The sequence below is a fragment of the Bacillus sp. SD075 genome, assembly GCF_017355165.1.
GTDB lineage: Bacteria > Bacillota > Bacilli > Bacillales > DSM-1321 > Peribacillus.
Window position 1 is genome coordinate 1 of record NZ_JADILK010000068.1, and the last position, 16,506, is coordinate 16,506.

The window sequence follows — 16,506 nt, forward strand, 5'->3', positions numbered from 1 at the left end:
AATCAAGGACCCATTTATGGTCCTTGATTTTTTCTGAATAGGACCATCTGAAAAAACTGATGGTCCTATTCAGATCAGTCGACTTTCATCATTCAGCCATTAGGTAGAGATTTGTAAGTTATGTGAAAAGTGCACCTCTTACATCATAATTTTCTATATCGATTTCGATTTTTTTATCAAGTGCTAGTTTTGCCAAAAGGGAGCCTAAATAGGGGCCCATTGTTAAACCTGAAGCCCCGAGACCATTGGCTACGATTATGCCTTCCCAGCCAGGTATAGGACCCATGACCGGAAGGAATCCGGGCGTGAAAGGACGAAATCCGACCCTTGCTTCAACAAATGTACTATCTGTCAAACCGGGAGCGGTTTGCAAGGCTTTGTTGAAAACCTCCTGCAGTCCTCCTGCGGTCATTCGGTTATCGAATACTTCCATATTTTCATGAGTCGCCCCAGCAACGATTTTATTATCATCGAAAGCCAAAAGATATTGATCACTGGGAGGCATGACCACAGGCCAATTATTCGTATTTTCATTTTGCGTTTCCAGATGGATGATTTGAGCCTTTTGGAAAGTGACTTGAAAATTCACGCCCAGTGGTTTCAGTAATTCCGGTGCCCAAGCGCCAGCACAAACAATCACTTTATCAGCAGGAATGAATTCATCTCCAAGTGTTACACCTGTCACTTGTGCACCGTTATATGAAAGTATAGCCTCGCCATACATAAGTTTTGCCCCGTTTTTTTGTGAGGCGCGCAATAAGGAATCACGTAGCGCGCGTCCATCGACCCGCGCGGCACCACTTACGTGAACGGATGCATATTGACTGGAAAGAGGGGGAAATAAAGCACTTGTTTCCTCTGTGGAAAGTAATGTGATCGTCCCGATCTCCGGAGCATCTTCTTTCCGTTTTGCCGCCCGGTTCTTCATGGCATTCAGTTTATCTTCATCTGTATGTAAACTTATGGCCCCGACTTGGGCATAACCAGTCTCGGTTTCCCCGTCCCGTTCAAGTTCTTCAATTAAACCGGGATAAAAAGCCGCCCCATTTTTGGCAAGGAGATACCAAGCTTGGTTTCGCCTTTGCGATATCCACGGGCAAACGATCCCAGCAGCTGCTGAGGTTGCCTGCCCGACGTCTTGGCGGTCGATAATGATCACTTCAGCCCCATTTTTAGCCAACTGGTAGGCAGTGGAAGCTCCCAAAATGCCGGCACCAACTACAATGATTTTTTGCATATTCAACATCTCATTTCTCTCTCATATGTATAAACGCATACCACTACTATATCGAAGACACGAATTGATTGCCACAACCGATATTGTATTTTTGTTCACAAAGTTATTTTATCGATAGTGAATATGCTATGATTGAAATTGAGAGAGCTTGAAAAGATACTAGGAGGACATATCATGTTAAAAAAACAAATGGAATCATACATATCAAAATCCGTAATCGAAAAAAAGGTTGAGTTATTTAAGGAAGAAAAGGATTATGTAGAAAAGTATAAATTAATTGCCGATGATATCATTATAGTGGAAAAAGAAAATGCTTTCCGTTTTACAGATGCCTATATGGAGCGTAGTAATAAAGAGAGCGAAGAATTAATCTCTGAAGAGAACTCTTCATTTTTATCACAACCGATCGAGTATTTGAAAAAAAACAAAGATGAATTCCTTTACTTTGAATCACATTGGTTCGAATTAATCGGTGTTGAGGCACTTTCGTTTGAAGTGGATGATGTTTTCGGTACATATAATGCGATGTTCGGATTGAAATTCCAGAAAAAAATGGGAGAAGCTTTAAAAACGTATTTATCTAAGGAACTTCAAGAAGGAATTGGATCGTTCAGCTTAATGTTTAACCAGGGTGACGGGTTATGGGATGTGAATTTTGCCTTGGATAACATAAAGGGTTTTCGTGAAGACATGTCATTGGAAGAAGCTTTTAATTTAATCTATCACTTTCTTTTTATCCTTGTTCAAACAATCGAGGAAGGTATGTAAAAAGAGGTGCCGTCATTCATATTAATGACGGTTTTTTTATTTTCTTGAGTTAACCAATGCCCCCTCTGGATATTGATTAAAGGAACTTGAAAGAATTCGTCGAATTGATTAATGATATACCTTTATTTAACATACTTATCGGTTTATTTTGATTGTATTTGGCATGAAATGAAAAGTTACATCGGAAGGGGAAGTTATACTTGCTGAATGAATTGAAAGTTACTCAAGTTACCATTCCAATGCCTTTTAGGTTGGACCATGTCCATTGTTTCCTGGCAGAAGGTGAAAAAGGGTGGACAATCCTTGATGCGGGATTAAATAATAAAACGACAAGGGATTTATGGACCCCAATTATCGAAAAACACGATATTACCGATATTATCATCACACATTATCACCCAGATCATTTCGGGTATGCAGGGGCATTACAACAACTGACCGGTGCGGATGTTTGGATGACACAAGTGGACGAACATGCGGGAACTTCGTATTGGGAAGCGGATTCGCTGAATCTGCTTAAAGAAAATTATATTGCATGTGGTATGGAACTCGATGTAGCCGTTGCCTTATCCAGTGACGAAAGTGGGTTCATGCCACAAGTAAAACCCTATCCTACCGTAACTCATCATCTTGAAGAAGGAATGAAGCTGCATTTTGGCAAATATGAGTATGAAGTGATTTTCACCCCGGGGCATTCTGATGGCCTGATTTCCTTATACAATAAGGAAAAAAGTGTCCTTTTCTCGACAGATCATATATTGCCCAGGATATCTCCAAATATTTCTTATTGGTTTAAAGGTTTTGGTAACCCATTGGAAGAGTTTTTTACTTCTTTGAAAAAAATACAAAAGCTGGACGTTGAATATGTCATACCTTCACATGGGAAACCTTTTCAAAATGCTAATAAAAGAATTGCTGAATTGCTGGATCACCACCAGGACCGGTTGCAAGTAATTCATGAAAACATGAAAGAACCGATTTCTGTAAAAAATGCTTGCCATATCTTATTTGGAAATCTGCCCATTCACGAAACCAGGTTTGCCGTGGGTGAAACATTGGCTCATCTTGAATTTCTTCTTTTGAATGACCAATGCAGAAAGTTTAAACGTGATGGCATATGGTATTATCAATCCATTTGATATATTGAATATTGATTCTAGCTCATGTCATATGAGCTTTTTTTGCATTAAAAATGTAAGTTCCACTGTCTATATACTAGTTAAGGAATAAGGTGAAGAGGTTTTGTTTACTTAAAATGAAAAAATGTTATGATTATTTTTAGATTCTTATGAATATTGAATTGATGGAGAATTACTGAAAAAAAGGTTGGGAGTTTTGAGATGAAAAACACATATATGAAAACCGCATCAGGAGTGTATATTAATTATTTCCTGTTAGGAATGGTCAATATCATGCTCGCCTCGAATATGCCGTATTTAACGGAGCAATGGGATACAGATAATGCCGGAGTAAGTTATATTATCGCAGCTATAGGGGTGGGGAAATTACTTACATATGCCTTTACGGGATATTTATCAGATAAAATCGGGCGAAAACCATTAATTATCGCTTCATCATTAGGAATGGGCATCTTCTTGATCGGTATTCCATTATCGTCAAATTATCATTTGGCTTTTGTTTTCGCTATCCTTGCAGGTGTCGCTAATTCGTCAATGGATGCCGGTTCATATCCTGGGTTAACAGAGCTTTTCCCACGAACTGCTGGTTCTGCCAGTGTACTGGTGAAAGCATTCATGTCTGCTGGAGCATTTATTCTCCCATTCATGATTTTATTTTTTTCGAATCATGAGATGTTTTATGGGTATGCATTTTTTATTCCTGCTGCTATTTATCTATTGAACTTGATGTTTTTATTCACGGTTTCTTTCCCGAGTTCGAATATGAACAAGGAAAAACGAGTGGATGATCGTAACGGGAGCAAGAAGTTCATTTCAGAACCGGTATTACGTAAAGAGGGATTTGCACTCGTGATTATCGGATTCACATCAACAGGATTATTCACTGTTTCACAGATTTGGCTTCCGACATATGGTCAACAGGCTGTGGGCATGCCGATGGCCAGTTCCATTAAATTGATAAGTTATTATAGTTTAGGGGCACTTATTTCCGTATTGGTTTTATCCGTTTTATTAAAAAAGATCGTCCGGCCAATAACGGTTATCATGATCTATCCGATCATAACTTTTATTTCAATCCTTACGATCCTTTTGGTAAAGGTACCGGTCGTCGTTTCGATCACAGCATTTTTCATCGGACTTTCCACTGCGGGGATCTTTCAATTAGCCATTACGATAATGACGGAATTATTCTGGAGGAAAAAAGGAACGGTGACCGGTATCGTGGCAACAGCTGCTGGATTGGCTTCTATAGTTATGCCGCTTGTAACGGGGTGGATGTCGAAAAGTGGGAATATATCAATCATCTTCATATTTGATGCCCTCCTGTCTGTAACTGGTTTTATAGCTGCAGCTTATGTTTATTATCGCTATGAAAAGCTGATTGGGAAAGGGAAAGTGGAGACAGGGGATATTCGGTTACATGCCTGATACATTGCGGAACTTTTACATCAGCCTATAATGAATTCATGGATTGATAAAGAGAAAACCACCGCCGATCAAACTTGGACGGTGGTTTTTTCATTGCCTGGCTCCTATTTGTCCCTTAACTTCTTGCATGATATCTTCAAGGGATGTGACGATTCCTTTATCGTCCTTATAGCTAATATGCCCAGGTTGAAAATGGATAGGCGAATCCAAACCAGCGGCGGCTGAGATTCTAAATAATCCTTTTCTAAGAGTAACGAGAAAGTTGACCACACGATATTTCTTTTCATCGATGACAAGTGCCTTTTGCAATTCCGGATCAGTGGTTGCTACCCCGACAGGACAAGCATTGGATTGACATTTCATCGTCTGTATACAGCCAATGGCAATCATGAAACCTCTTGCTATGTTAACAAGGTCGGCTCCCATGGCTAGAGCTATCGCTATTCTATCAGGCGTGAACAATTTACCGGAGGCGATGATTTTAACGCGATTGCGGACACCGTATTTTTCCAGGGTCGATACTAAAATCGGCAAAGCGGATTTTAGCGGCAATCCAACGCTATCTATCAATTCCTGATAAGAAGCGCCCGTGCCTCCTTCACCGCCATCCAATGAAATGAAATCCGGACCTTTACCGGATTCTTTCATGTAGCTTGCAAGCTCTTCAACACTGTCATTGCCGCCAATGACCATTTTGATGCCAATCGGAATGCCAGTATGGTCCCTGATTTTTTCGATAAAATCGCACATGGATTTCACGTCATTGAATTGATGAAACCGATTCGGACTATCGATCGCTTTGTACGGAACGACCTTCCGGATCTCAGCGATTTCTGGATTCACTTTTTCAGCATCGATATGCCCTCCGCGTGTTTTGGCACCCTGGGCCAATTTGATTTCGAAAGCTTTGATTTCTGGTATTTCACTTTTTCTTTTTAACTCATCCCAATCCATTTCTCCGACACTATCACGAACACCAAACATGGCCGGGCCGATTTGCATGATTATATCGACACCGCCGCTTAAATGATAAGGAGAAAGGCCGCCTTCCCCTGTATTCATCCACGTTCCTTTTGCTGCAGCCAATCCCTCAGAAAGGGCAGTGATTGCGTTTTTCCCCAAAGAACCATAACTCATGGCGGACATGCCGATAAGACCTTTTACACGAAAGGGATTCTTAGTGTTTGGGCCGATGATCACGGCATCTTCATCATTCAATAAAAATGCAGAGGATACTTCATCTCCCCATTTTTCTTCTCGCTGTGAGAAAAGTGGATCTTTCATTAGTATGTATCTTTTAGTCGTCACTTTTGTTTCTCGATCATATTTTTCTTCTTCGGCTAATTTTGGGAACATGCTATTCTTAACAAAGAAGCCTTCTTCATCAAAATCCCGCTTTGAACCAAAACCTATGACATCCCGTAAATATTTTGAACTTTTCACCATATGCTCATAGTCATCCCGGGAAAAGGGTTTTCCTTCGTTATCACTATTAAACCAATATTGCCGCATTTCAGGCCCGATTTTTTCCAGGAAGTAACGTATTCTTCCAAGTACGGGGTAGTTTCTTAAAATTGCATGATGCTTCTGCGTACGGTCAAAGAAAATCATATAAAGTAATAGAAAAACCAAGACAATGATGATGACGAAGATAACGGTAAATCCAATGATAATAAAAAGGTTTGCGATGCCGCTCATTCAATCCCTCCTGGTATGCAAAAAATTCATGTATTGTTAATCTACTCGGTAACTCGATCAATTATACAGAATACAAACGCAAGGCTATAATAGGGAAAGAACGAAATAATTTAATTAGGCAATCTTGTACTTACAGCATCTTTTCAACTCCCCCTTTTCGATTGGCTTATCCAAATGGCTAACTGTAACGTTATGGCATCATGCAGCTCTTGAGGATTATATCCGGTCCTTTCCTTGATTTTTTTTAATCGGTATATAAGGGAGTTACGATGGATATACATTCTTTTTGCACATTCCCCAATATTTAAGTTACTAAGGAAAAATTGTTGCAGTGTCTCGATCAACTTTTCCGATAACCTGCCTAGTATTCTTTCCTGAAATTGCTGTTTCGTCCGCTCATCTATCCTTTCCAAGAGTGCCTTTGTTTCCACATCAGTATATATCGTTAAAGCTTGATTGGCTTCCCCTAGTATTAGGGCTGATTCAGCTTCTCGGAAAGAGTGGCAAATGTTCGATTCCTTTTCCACAAGAGAGCCCAAACCGATTCGTATAACAAAGCCTTTTGCTTTTAATTGTTTGATGACTGTATCTAGTCTTTGGTCGATGTTATTTTCAGTAAGCGCCATAGTGAGAATGAAAATTCGATTCACATTCAGAAACCCAATAAGGGCGTGTTGTGTGCCAAAAACAGTTTCCATCATTTGAATCAGCTCACTCTTATTTAACGGATTTAATTTCATTTCCATCACCCCCACCTGATAGGGAGGTTCTAATTTCATTCCAATCAGCTCAAGTCTCTGATCAATCGAATACTGATTGATCTCTTCCTTTAGTAAGTCTTCAAATACCAATTCCTTCAAATGTTGTTTCCATTCGAGTTGTTCCGCCATAAAGGCTTGATGAAGCATCATTTCCGTAATCATTTTCACCAATTCCCCGAATTCCAATAGTTCTTTCGGATCACCGGTGATCCCGATAACGCCAATAATTACATTTTGAAAATTAATAGGCAAATTAATTCCTGGAAGGACACCCGCCCATTGATGACGATCCTTTTCGTGAATGATTAAAGGCTTTCCTGTTTTCAGTACTTCCATTGCTCCAAAATGCAATTGGTCGATGCGTTCACGATTTCCGGAAGCGATGATGGTTCCTTTAACATTCATTATATTAATATTTCTGTTAAGTCTATTGGTGGTTTGTTTGACAATTTCCATTGCAATTTCTCGGGTTAGCATACAAGTCATCCTTCTAGGGTATTTTTATTTGGTTATCCAGTTTACGAAAACAGAATAGTCATCACAGGCTATGATTGATCATGGAATAGGGGATGGTCGATAGATTAAGCATTTAGCTATTTAATACTTTAGGAAATTGGTAAAATAACAGAAAATTTTCTTTAAGATCATTTTTTATACAGTATAGCCAAAAAAATCAAATATGTCATACTAATTTTCGTATAGAGAAACCGATGATTAAAATATTTCCGAAGATTATAATTAAATTAATATTAAAATATATTGAAAGGGGACCTGAGCATGAAAATCGTTATTGCACCAGATTCCTATAAAGGAAGTTTGTCAGCATCAGAAGCTTCCAAAGCAATCGAACGAGGAGTCAGGAAGGTACTGCCGAATGTGAAGACAGTATTGGTCCCTCTAGCGGATGGGGGGGAAGGTACAATGGATAGCCTTGTTACAGCTACAAATGGGCGAAAAGTTGAAGTGACTGTTAAAGGGCCTTTACTTCAAGACGTTCAGGCAGCATATGCAATCTTGGGCGATCAGGAAACATGTGTGATCGAAATGGCCAGTGCATCTGGTCTATGCCTAGTCGATCAAGAGGAATTGAATCCATTGATCACTACTACATACGGGACAGGGGAGCTTATTCAAAAAGCATTGAATGATGGCTGCCGAAAATTCATTTTAGCGATTGGTGGAAGCGCTACCAATGATGGCGGTGTTGGGATGCTACAGGCTTTGGGAATGAGGGTACTTGATGAGGAGGGTAAACCGCTGGGATTCGGAGGTGCCGAGTTATCGCGGGTATCAGAAATTAATACGGAGGATTTTGATCCCAGAATAGCAGATTCCGACTTTTTGATAGCCTCGGATGTCCAAAATCCATTAGTCGGTCCCCATGGGGCATCAAGTGTATTCGGACCTCAAAAAGGGGCGACCCCTGCCATTGTTGAAATGCTTGATAAAGCTTTATCATCATGGGCTGATTTGGTGGAAATCGAAACAGGCATACACTTGCATGATAAAGCAGGTGCTGGTGCAGCAGGTGGAATTGGAGGTGCATTTCAAGCCTTTTTCCGTGCAGAAACAAAAAGGGGCATCGATATTGTTATGGAGTATACGAAAATAGGTGAAAAATTGTCCGATGCCGATTGTGTCTTTACCGGTGAGGGCCAAATCGATTACCAGACCGCTTCAGGCAAAACACCGATGGGAGTTGCACAAGAAGCCAAAAAACATGGTATTCCCGTATTTGTTTTGGCTGGATCGCTCGGAACAGGTATTGAAGTTTTATATGACCATGGAATAACTAGTGTTCATAGTTTGGTGAACGCTCCTATGTCTTTAAAGGAAGCTATGGAAAGAGGAGCTGAATTGTTGGAAGTTTCAGCTGAGCAAGTAATGCGGACTTTTTTTGCAGCGATTAAAAATAGGGGGTAATCATATGTTATTTATTGTTTTGGCCATTGGTGTGTTCTTAATTGTTTTTGCGACAACTAAATTCAAACTGCATCCGTTCTTATCGCTTCTATTAGGTACTTTATTTGTGGGTTTTGCTTCTGGAATGCCTCTGGATCAAATCGTCGAGAATATTAACGGCGGTTTTGGCGGCCTGATGACGAGCATTGGACTTGTAATCGTTTTCGGTACAATAATCGGAACCATTTTGGAAAAGTGCGGGGCCGCATTACGAATGGCTGAAGTCGTATTGAGGATTGTCGGTCCTAAAAGACCGCAGCTTGCCATGAGTATGATAGGCTTTATCGTATCCATACCCGTTTTTTGCGATTCAGGTTTCGTTATTTTATCGAGCTTAAGAAAAGCATTGGCAAGACGAGCAAAAGTAGCTGTTGCTTCCATGTCAGTTGCGCTTGCAACTGGTTTGTATGCGACACATACACTTGTGCCTCCAACTCCCGGACCAATAGCAGCTGCCGGGAATATCGGTGCGGATGGATACTTAGGGACGGTCATTTTGCTTGGTCTTATTACGGCCATTCCAGCAGCACTTGCTGGTTATATTTGGTCAATGAAAGTAGCGACCAAGATAGAGGTTGAAGATGACCGAAGTGACCTTGATTACGATTATGATGAAATTGTCCGTTCATTCGGAAAGATGCCTTCTGCCTTTCAAGCATTTTTACCGATCGTTTTACCGATTGTCCTGATTGGAGCCAGTTCGGTATTAACGCTAATTGGTACAGAAGGGGGGATCGCGGCATTTTTCGTATTCTTGGGCCAGCCGGTCATCGCATTGCTTGTCGGAGTAATTTCCGCTTTGACATTGCTGCCTAAGTACGATGAAGAAACATTGACAAACTGGATAGGAGCAGCCTTATTGGATGCCGCGCCCATTTTATTGATCACCGGGGCGGGCGGAGCATTTGGTACAGTCATTAAAAATACGGGAATTGCAGATATCATCCAAAGTTGGGATATGGGCAGCATCTTTAGCGGTTCCTTATTCCTTTTGGTCCCGTTCCTCATTGCTGCTGGATTGAAAACCGCCCAAGGTTCTTCCACAGCATCCCTGGTCATCACTTCATCTTTGATTGCCCCCATGCTTCCAACGTTGGGTATTGAAGGAGCTGTTCCACTTGCACTGGTAGTCATGGCAGTTGGAGCAGGTGCGATGACTGTAAGCCATGTGAATGATAGCTTCTTCTGGGTGGTCACCCAATTTAGCGGAATGAAAGTGACGGATGCCTATAAAGCTCAAACAATGGCAACCTTAATACAAGGAGTAGTCACGATTATCACGACTATGATTTTATGGGTCATTCTTGTGTGAGATCAATAATGGATAAACGGAGAAGCGTGAAACGCTTCTCTTTTTTATGCTTAAACTTGAATTTATTTTCATTTTCATGGTGTTATAAGAACTAAAATAGTGTATGATGCATAGTATAGGGTATGGTGTACGTCACATAGTATAGAGAAGAGGTGATTGGATGAGCACTTTACTGAATTCCTTAACCACAGAGCTGCGCAGAGGCACTTTGACGTTAGCTGTTCTAAGTCAGCTCAAAACCCCTCAGTATGGGTACTTGCTTGTCCAGCGTTTAGAGAAGTCGGGAATTGCCATTGATCAAAGTACTTTATATCCTTTGCTTCGCCGCCTGGAAAAACAAGAATTGGTGACCAGCAGCTGGGATACTTCTGAAAGTAGACCGCGCAAGTACTACTCTTTAAGTGATTATGGGAGAAAAGTTTTCATTCAGTTAAAGCAAGAATGGGAAAAAACTTCTCAAGAGCTTTTTATATTGTTAAAAGGAGAGGGAGAAGATGGAGCTGATTGAACTTTATATTCAGGAAGTGACCCGAAGGCTTCCAGAAAAAAACCGGGAGGATATTGCACTTGAGCTTCAATCTACAATCGAAGATATGCTTCCGGAGGATCATACGGAGCAAGACGTGAAAGCGGCTCTGTTAAAATTAGGAGATCCGGTTACACTGGCAAGTGGTTATCGAGACCGGCCGATGCATCTGATTGGACCGCGTTATTATGATATGTATATCAGTCTGTTGAAAATGATTTTACCAATCGCTGCAGTCATTTCACTGATCGCATTAGTAGGGGATAATCCGTTTCGGGATATGGGAGGGAGTACGGTTATGGAGGCGGTTTTCACCATAATCGGGAAAGGGATTGCAAGTATCATCAATACAGGTATCCAAGTGTTTTTCTGGTTAACGCTTTCGTTTGTCATTGTAGAACGCTTGGATACTTCAAAAGAAAGTTCCCCTTTAACAAAAGACTTGAAACCATGGACACCGGAAAACCTGAAGGATATTCCCAATATTTCAAAGAAAAAAGCTGTTCCTATGATCGAGATTTTTGCAAGTTTGCTAGGTCTCTCAGTATTCATGGCCCTTTATTTCAATGCAGCAAACCTCTTAGGCGTCTATGAAAAAAGAAATGACAGTCTCATTTTCGTGACACCTACTTTCAATCAGGAGGTATTGAATTCCTATTGGCTGCCGGTATCTTGCGTCGTTATCATAGGGATGCTCTTGGCTATTTACAAATTATTTTTAAGACAATGGACCTTTAAACTAGCTTTATTCCATGCTATATATCAGCTGTTGTCGACTCTGACTTTCATCATCATCATCCGTAATCCTAATTTATTGAACCCGGAATTCATTGCATACCAAAATACACTGTTTACAATCGATGAATGGAAAACCTCAATTTACTGGGGTCTCATATTAATCACTATTTTTTTTGCCGCCTATGATTCCTATCAAGGCTTCCGTAAGGCAAAAATCCGTTAAGGCACAGCATTCTAGCTGTGTTTTTTTGTTTGAAAGTTCCGTTAAGTGAAAAGTGAATGGATACTAGTTAGTAGGATTATTTCTCAAGATACAAGGGAAAACAGAAAAACACCTCATGTGAAATATAGTTATTAACTAACTATATTTCACATGAGGCGTAACATTTAGACCAAGTTTTTATTGTACTGCATCGAACTGATTGACTTTCCACGTGGATCCGGACTTATAAAAGGTAACCGTTCTTTTTACTGAATCACCGTCGACTGTAGGTACAATTAAATTGTAGGATCTAACGTTTAGTTTTTGATAGACCAATTTAATTTTTGCTTTTCTCCACTCTAACATGCTATCGCCGTCTCCGATTGGACGGGCTAATTTCCCTTTATGGGTAATGTAACTATATTTGGTCAAGCCTTTTTCCACTGCATTATTAGTGAAAGTCTCTGCTAAGTAGTTAGTCAATTTATCTTTTGTATTAAACTCTTGGCAAAGGTATGAATATACGGTCCCTTTATAATTGAAAGTTTTTTGTGAACATGAACGGGTTTTGTACCCATGTAATGCATTCCAAAAATGTTTGCTGGCATTATCGGCTATCTTTAATGCATTTGCGTCAGACAAATTCTGTGATGTCGTTTTTGCGGTAACCTGACCACTTAATATGAATAATAAAATGATAATGGATAATAGCATACCTGAAAATTTTTTCATTATTTTTCTCCCCCATCCCTAATAGGATACTTATGTAACGAAAGTTTAATTATTATTACAATTGTTACGTTTATATTACAGTAAGATTTGCGTAATTAAAAGAGAAATATTGTTAATTTCAAAATATATTTTTTGTTTTCCATTAAATATACATAGTTTGTTCACTTTATTCTTATGAATGGAACGTTCACCGAATTGTAAATAGAAGGGCAATGGCTGTTACATACTTCATATTCCACCAACTGGCCTATTTAAAACCCAGCAGTTAATTCTTTTGCAATAACGGGACAAGTTAATTCAATATATTTTCATTAGGCTGTTTTCGCATACTTTGTTGCTATTTACTAAGTAGTGCGGTGTGGTTGATTTCCCCTCCAGATGCTCGCTTTCCGCTCCAATCAACCCTAAATAGTTTCGTTTTAAAAACAATAATCTTTACGAAAAGAGCCTTTCATTAATATCAATATATGTACAAAGTACTCGAATTTCCCGGGCCAGCCCGAAAATAATAAAATATAAAGGTTTGACAAACTTTCCAATTCTACCGTATTATAATTTATATACTTGAATACGTTCTTTAAAAGGGGAGTAGCTTTTACAACAATGTCGTCATTACGGAGTTCTTTGCTCTCGGTGTTGTTGGCAGCATATTGTTGTTAGCCAGACCTTACCTATTGGGTAAAGGTCTATTTTCTTTTAATAAACCTTTACCAAAATGGTAAAGGTTTTTTTGTAGTCCGGATCATGAAGCCCTTAAGGAAATGTATAAACATGTGGGTTTAATAGAAAAACAAATAAATATAAATGGAGTGTATTCTTTGATACTTAGAAAATCATTATTACTTTTAGGGATAGGTTCTGCACAAATAGATTTAATCCTCCCGAAAAATACGTATAAATCTGGCGAATGCATAATTGGGTATTTCTTGATTAAAGGTGGTACCTTGGAGCAAAGAATAAGGAGGATCGAATGTGATTTAATTATGGATACTCATTCTACCGGAATGGAAGAGATCCTTAAAACGAGCACCATCTTATCTTCAGGAGAAATAAATTCAGGGGAAAGTAATGAAATTCCTTTTAACTTTTGTCTTCCTACATTGAAGGAGCCATATAAGCGGGAGGCTTCCTATCGACTTAAAACGAGACTGATACTTGATAAAGGGATAATAGGCAAGGATGATGACTGGATTTTAATCGATTCTGAGTAAAGTGGAAAGGGAGGTGGGAACATGAATATCTTGAAATTTACTGAGCTTGCTATGGATTATTTGGAAGAATTTTTATTATTGAGGCTTTTAATATTGGCTTTACTGTTATTGGCGGTATATTATATTCTGAATAAAATGGTTGAATGGTTCTTTAGAAGGTCCAATTTTTTTGAGGAAGAAGTCGAAAAAACAATACAGGGAGTGACTCGTTCTTCTCTTAGGTACGGCATTTCCGCGCTTTTCCTCATTTATCTGATTGGTCAGTTTATAGACCTTAAAGGAATTTTAGCGGGAGCTGGTATTGTAGGGGTCGTTATTGGATTTGCGGCTCAGCAAATGCTTAAGGATATCTTATTGGGATTTGTAAGGCTGTCAGATAATGAATTCCGAGTTGGGAATTTTGTGAGCTTCAATGGGACAAGTTCCGGAACCGTAGAGGAAATCGGTATCCGGTTCATGCAAATCAGGGAATGGTCAGGAAAATTACTGACCATCCCACACAGTGAAATCCGGACAATTCAAAACTTTAATAAAGGGAGAATGCGAATCATTGAACGCATCACAGTAAGTTATCAAGAAAATCCCGAAAAGGTAAAACGGCTGATGGAAGATATATGCCTGATTTGCAATGAGAAGTATGGTGAAACCCTTCTAAGGCTTGAGGATGGCACACCTGAAGAGGATTTCAGATACATTGGCATTACGGATTTAAATCCAAACCTTAAATATGTTGGTTTTGAACAATGCTTAGTTGGACTTGTTAAACCTGAACATTACTTTGAAACGGCGAGAAGAGTGAGGTTTGAAATAATGACAGCTTTACATGAACATCAAATTCTAATGCCCTCTGCCCATTTGCTTGTACAGGGCAAACCTAATCAAGAACGTATAGTGGATAATTGAAAAAAAGAAATACACTCGCTTGAGGTAATCCGGGAAAAGGTCATGAAAAAAGTGATGGAAAAGGTAACAAAGAGGAGAAGCATACTCAGCGACATTCCATGGAACTTAAGGATATTAAAGGGGTTTCGATTAAAGGAAGCTTTTTTATTAAATAAGTCGATCAACACTACCCCAAAAATGTTTTATTTTTATAGATTTCACCTTGATTTATCAAATTAAATGGATTATTATGAAATTAACATAAAATGGAAGGGTGACCTTAAAACAATGATCATTTAATCCTATTCTTTAAGAAAAAATGCGTGCTAAATACGAACTTTTTTCTGGATAGGATTAGTCTGTACATTAAAATACAAACAAAGATCATTGTGTTCCGTCCAATGGGGATATTTTGCTCTGTTAAATTTGTATTGTACTGCCTCCTGTCCAGATATTTCACAGGAGGTTTTTATATTGGGGGAAAACACGTCTGTAACTTTAAGTAATAAGGAACCTAACATATTTAAAAATCGGGTATTCCAGGCGATCATCTTTTCAGGCTTGTTTTTACAAATAGGGATATGGGTACGGAATTTTGCAGTTTTGTTATTCGTCATGGAAAAGACAAACGGGGATGCCTTTGCCATTTCCATGATATCAGTAGCGGAGTTCGCACCCATTTTTATTTTTTCATTTATTGGAGGGACGTTTGCTGACCGCTGGAGTCCGAAAAAAACGATGGTTTGGTGTGATATATTAAGTGCAATATCCGTTTTTGCTGTGCTTATCTCACTTATCTTCGGCAGTTGGAAAATGGTATTCTTCGCAACTTTGATTTCGGCGATACTTTCTCAATTTTCACAGCCTTCAGGCATGAAGCTATTTAAGATGCATTTGCCTGAAAGTCAAATTCAAACAGGGATGTCTGTTTATCAGACCGTCTTCGCAGTATTTATGGTTTTAGGTCCGATTCTCGGTACATTTGCCTTCCAATCATTTGGGATCAATATCTCGATTGCGATTACTGGCGCGGCATTTTTCCTTTCAGCTGGCGCACTCGCCTTTCTTCCAAAAGATCGCAAACAGAATGAAGAGACCGCAAAAACAACTTTATGGCAGGAAATGAAAAGCGGAGTTAGCTATGTATTGAGAAAAAAAGAACTAAGTTTGCTTGGTTTATGTTTTCTGGCAGCCGGGCTCGGATTGGGCTTCATTCAACCGCTCTCTATATTCCTTGTTACAGAACAACTAGGATTGCCTAAGGAAAATCTGCAATGGTTATTTATGGTGAATGGGTTTGGTATGATTTTAGGTGGAGCTGGGGTGATGATTTTCGCCAAAAAGGTGGCACCTCAGAGATTATTGGCTTTCGGAATGCTTGTGAATGCACTTGGATTGGCGGTAATGGGACTTTCGACAAATCTTTGGATTACACTTACTGCCGAGTTCTTTAATGGCCTAATGCTGCCTTGTATTCAAATTGGGATCAATACATTGATATTGCAGAGGACCGAAGGCGAGTTCATCGGAAGGGTCAATGGAATCTTAAGCCCATTATTCACAGGGTCAATGGTGTTGACCATGAGTGCGGCAGGTGTTTTGAAAGAGCAATTTTCACTCGTCGCCATATTTGAAACCGCCGCTTTCTTTTTTATTCTAGGAATGTTTTTCATTTTGCCATTGTACAATCAAAAGGCCGAAACACAACCCCTGGAAGTTCAATCGTAAGGATCTTGCGGTGTGTCACCTCAATACAGCTATAGCCATAGGACCTAAAGAAAAGCAGCCACTTCGGCTGCATCAGACTGTAGACAAACTCGATGAAAATCGAGTTTGTCTACAGTTTTTTTTGCTTGTACAAATTTGGACGTTGATTTCCACTTCAGGCACTCGCTTTCCGCGGGCGGTCA

14 protein-coding genes are annotated in these 16,506 nt (G+C 39.5%); 10 read left to right on the plus strand and 4 right to left on the minus strand.

Annotation, left to right across the window (positions count from 1 at the left end):
- Window positions 1–118: 118 nt before the first annotated feature.
- A complete protein-coding gene (locus tag IOC57_RS24060; RefSeq protein ID WP_207441059.1) occupies window positions 119–1,237 on the minus strand; it encodes an NAD(P)/FAD-dependent oxidoreductase in 1,119 nt (372 codons plus the stop codon).
- A gap of 174 nt (window positions 1,238–1,411) precedes the next feature.
- Here IOC57_RS24060 and IOC57_RS24065 point away from each other — a divergent pair, with 174 nt between their 5' ends.
- From IOC57_RS24065 to IOC57_RS24075, 3 genes are all read left to right on the plus strand, one after another.
- The gene (locus IOC57_RS24065) at window positions 1,412–2,005 is read left to right on the plus strand and encodes a branched-chain amino acid aminotransferase (RefSeq protein WP_207441060.1); all 594 of its coding nucleotides are present in this window, start codon (window positions 1,412–1,414) and stop codon (window positions 2,003–2,005) included.
- A 200-nt stretch (window positions 2,006–2,205) separates the two neighbouring features.
- Window positions 2,206–3,144 carry an MBL fold metallo-hydrolase gene (locus IOC57_RS24070; RefSeq protein WP_207441061.1) on the plus strand — a complete coding sequence of 313 codons (939 nt, stop codon included), beginning with the start codon at window positions 2,206–2,208 and terminating at the stop codon, window positions 3,142–3,144.
- Between the two features lie 201 nt (window positions 3,145–3,345).
- Entirely contained in the window at window positions 3,346–4,572 is a 1,227-nt protein-coding gene (locus tag IOC57_RS24075; protein ID WP_207441062.1) for an MFS transporter, read from the plus strand.
- 90 nt (window positions 4,573–4,662) lie between these two features.
- Here IOC57_RS24075 and IOC57_RS24080 read toward each other — a convergent pair whose 3' ends face one another.
- Together IOC57_RS24080 and IOC57_RS24085 are read right to left on the minus strand one after the other, a co-directional pair.
- On the minus strand, window positions 4,663–6,270 hold the full coding sequence (locus IOC57_RS24080; protein ID WP_207441063.1) for an FMN-binding glutamate synthase family protein: 1,608 nt from the start codon (window positions 6,268–6,270) through the stop codon (window positions 4,663–4,665).
- A 143-nt stretch (window positions 6,271–6,413) separates the two neighbouring features.
- Entirely contained in the window at window positions 6,414–7,508 is a 1,095-nt protein-coding gene (locus IOC57_RS24085; RefSeq protein WP_207441064.1) for a CdaR family transcriptional regulator, read from the minus strand.
- A gap of 300 nt (window positions 7,509–7,808) precedes the next feature.
- Here IOC57_RS24085 and IOC57_RS24090 point away from each other — a divergent pair, with 300 nt between their 5' ends.
- The 4 genes from IOC57_RS24090 to IOC57_RS24105 all read left to right on the plus strand — a co-directional run bounded on the left by IOC57_RS24090 (window position 7,809) and on the right by IOC57_RS24105 (window position 11,792).
- Complete coding sequence (locus IOC57_RS24090; protein WP_207441065.1) at window positions 7,809–8,954, plus strand: glycerate kinase; 1,146 nt, start codon at window positions 7,809–7,811, stop codon at window positions 8,952–8,954.
- Between the two features lie 4 nt (window positions 8,955–8,958).
- Window positions 8,959–10,305 carry a GntP family permease gene (locus IOC57_RS24095; RefSeq protein WP_207441066.1) on the plus strand — a complete coding sequence of 449 codons (1,347 nt, stop codon included), beginning with the start codon at window positions 8,959–8,961 and terminating at the stop codon, window positions 10,303–10,305.
- A gap of 160 nt (window positions 10,306–10,465) precedes the next feature.
- The gene (locus IOC57_RS24100; protein WP_207441067.1) at window positions 10,466–10,813 is read left to right on the plus strand and encodes a PadR family transcriptional regulator; all 348 of its coding nucleotides are present in this window, start codon (window positions 10,466–10,468) and stop codon (window positions 10,811–10,813) included.
- A complete protein-coding gene (locus IOC57_RS24105) occupies window positions 10,800–11,792 on the plus strand; it encodes an HAAS signaling domain-containing protein (RefSeq protein ID WP_207441068.1) in 993 nt (330 codons plus the stop codon). The genes IOC57_RS24100 and IOC57_RS24105 overlap by 14 nt, the downstream gene beginning before the upstream one ends.
- A gap of 177 nt (window positions 11,793–11,969) precedes the next feature.
- Here the strand turns inward: IOC57_RS24105 and IOC57_RS24110 are convergent, their stop codons facing one another.
- Complete coding sequence (locus IOC57_RS24110; protein WP_207441069.1) at window positions 11,970–12,503, minus strand: IseA DL-endopeptidase inhibitor family protein; 534 nt, start codon at window positions 12,501–12,503, stop codon at window positions 11,970–11,972.
- An 818-nt stretch (window positions 12,504–13,321) separates the two neighbouring features.
- On the opposite strand from IOC57_RS24110, the gene IOC57_RS24115 reads away from it, so the two are divergent.
- The 3 genes from IOC57_RS24115 to IOC57_RS24125 all read left to right on the plus strand — a co-directional run bounded on the left by IOC57_RS24115 (window position 13,322) and on the right by IOC57_RS24125 (window position 16,324).
- Complete coding sequence (locus IOC57_RS24115; protein WP_207441070.1) at window positions 13,322–13,714, plus strand: sporulation protein; 393 nt, start codon at window positions 13,322–13,324, stop codon at window positions 13,712–13,714.
- Window positions 13,715–13,735: 21 nt separating this feature from the next.
- Window positions 13,736–14,617 carry a mechanosensitive ion channel family protein gene (locus tag IOC57_RS24120; protein ID WP_207441071.1) on the plus strand — a complete coding sequence of 294 codons (882 nt, stop codon included), beginning with the start codon at window positions 13,736–13,738 and terminating at the stop codon, window positions 14,615–14,617.
- Between the two features lie 453 nt (window positions 14,618–15,070).
- Window positions 15,071–16,324: an MFS transporter gene (locus IOC57_RS24125; RefSeq protein WP_207441072.1), complete on the plus strand. Its 1,254-nt coding sequence runs from the start codon at window positions 15,071–15,073 to the stop codon at window positions 16,322–16,324.
- Window positions 16,325–16,506 lie beyond the last annotated feature (182 nt).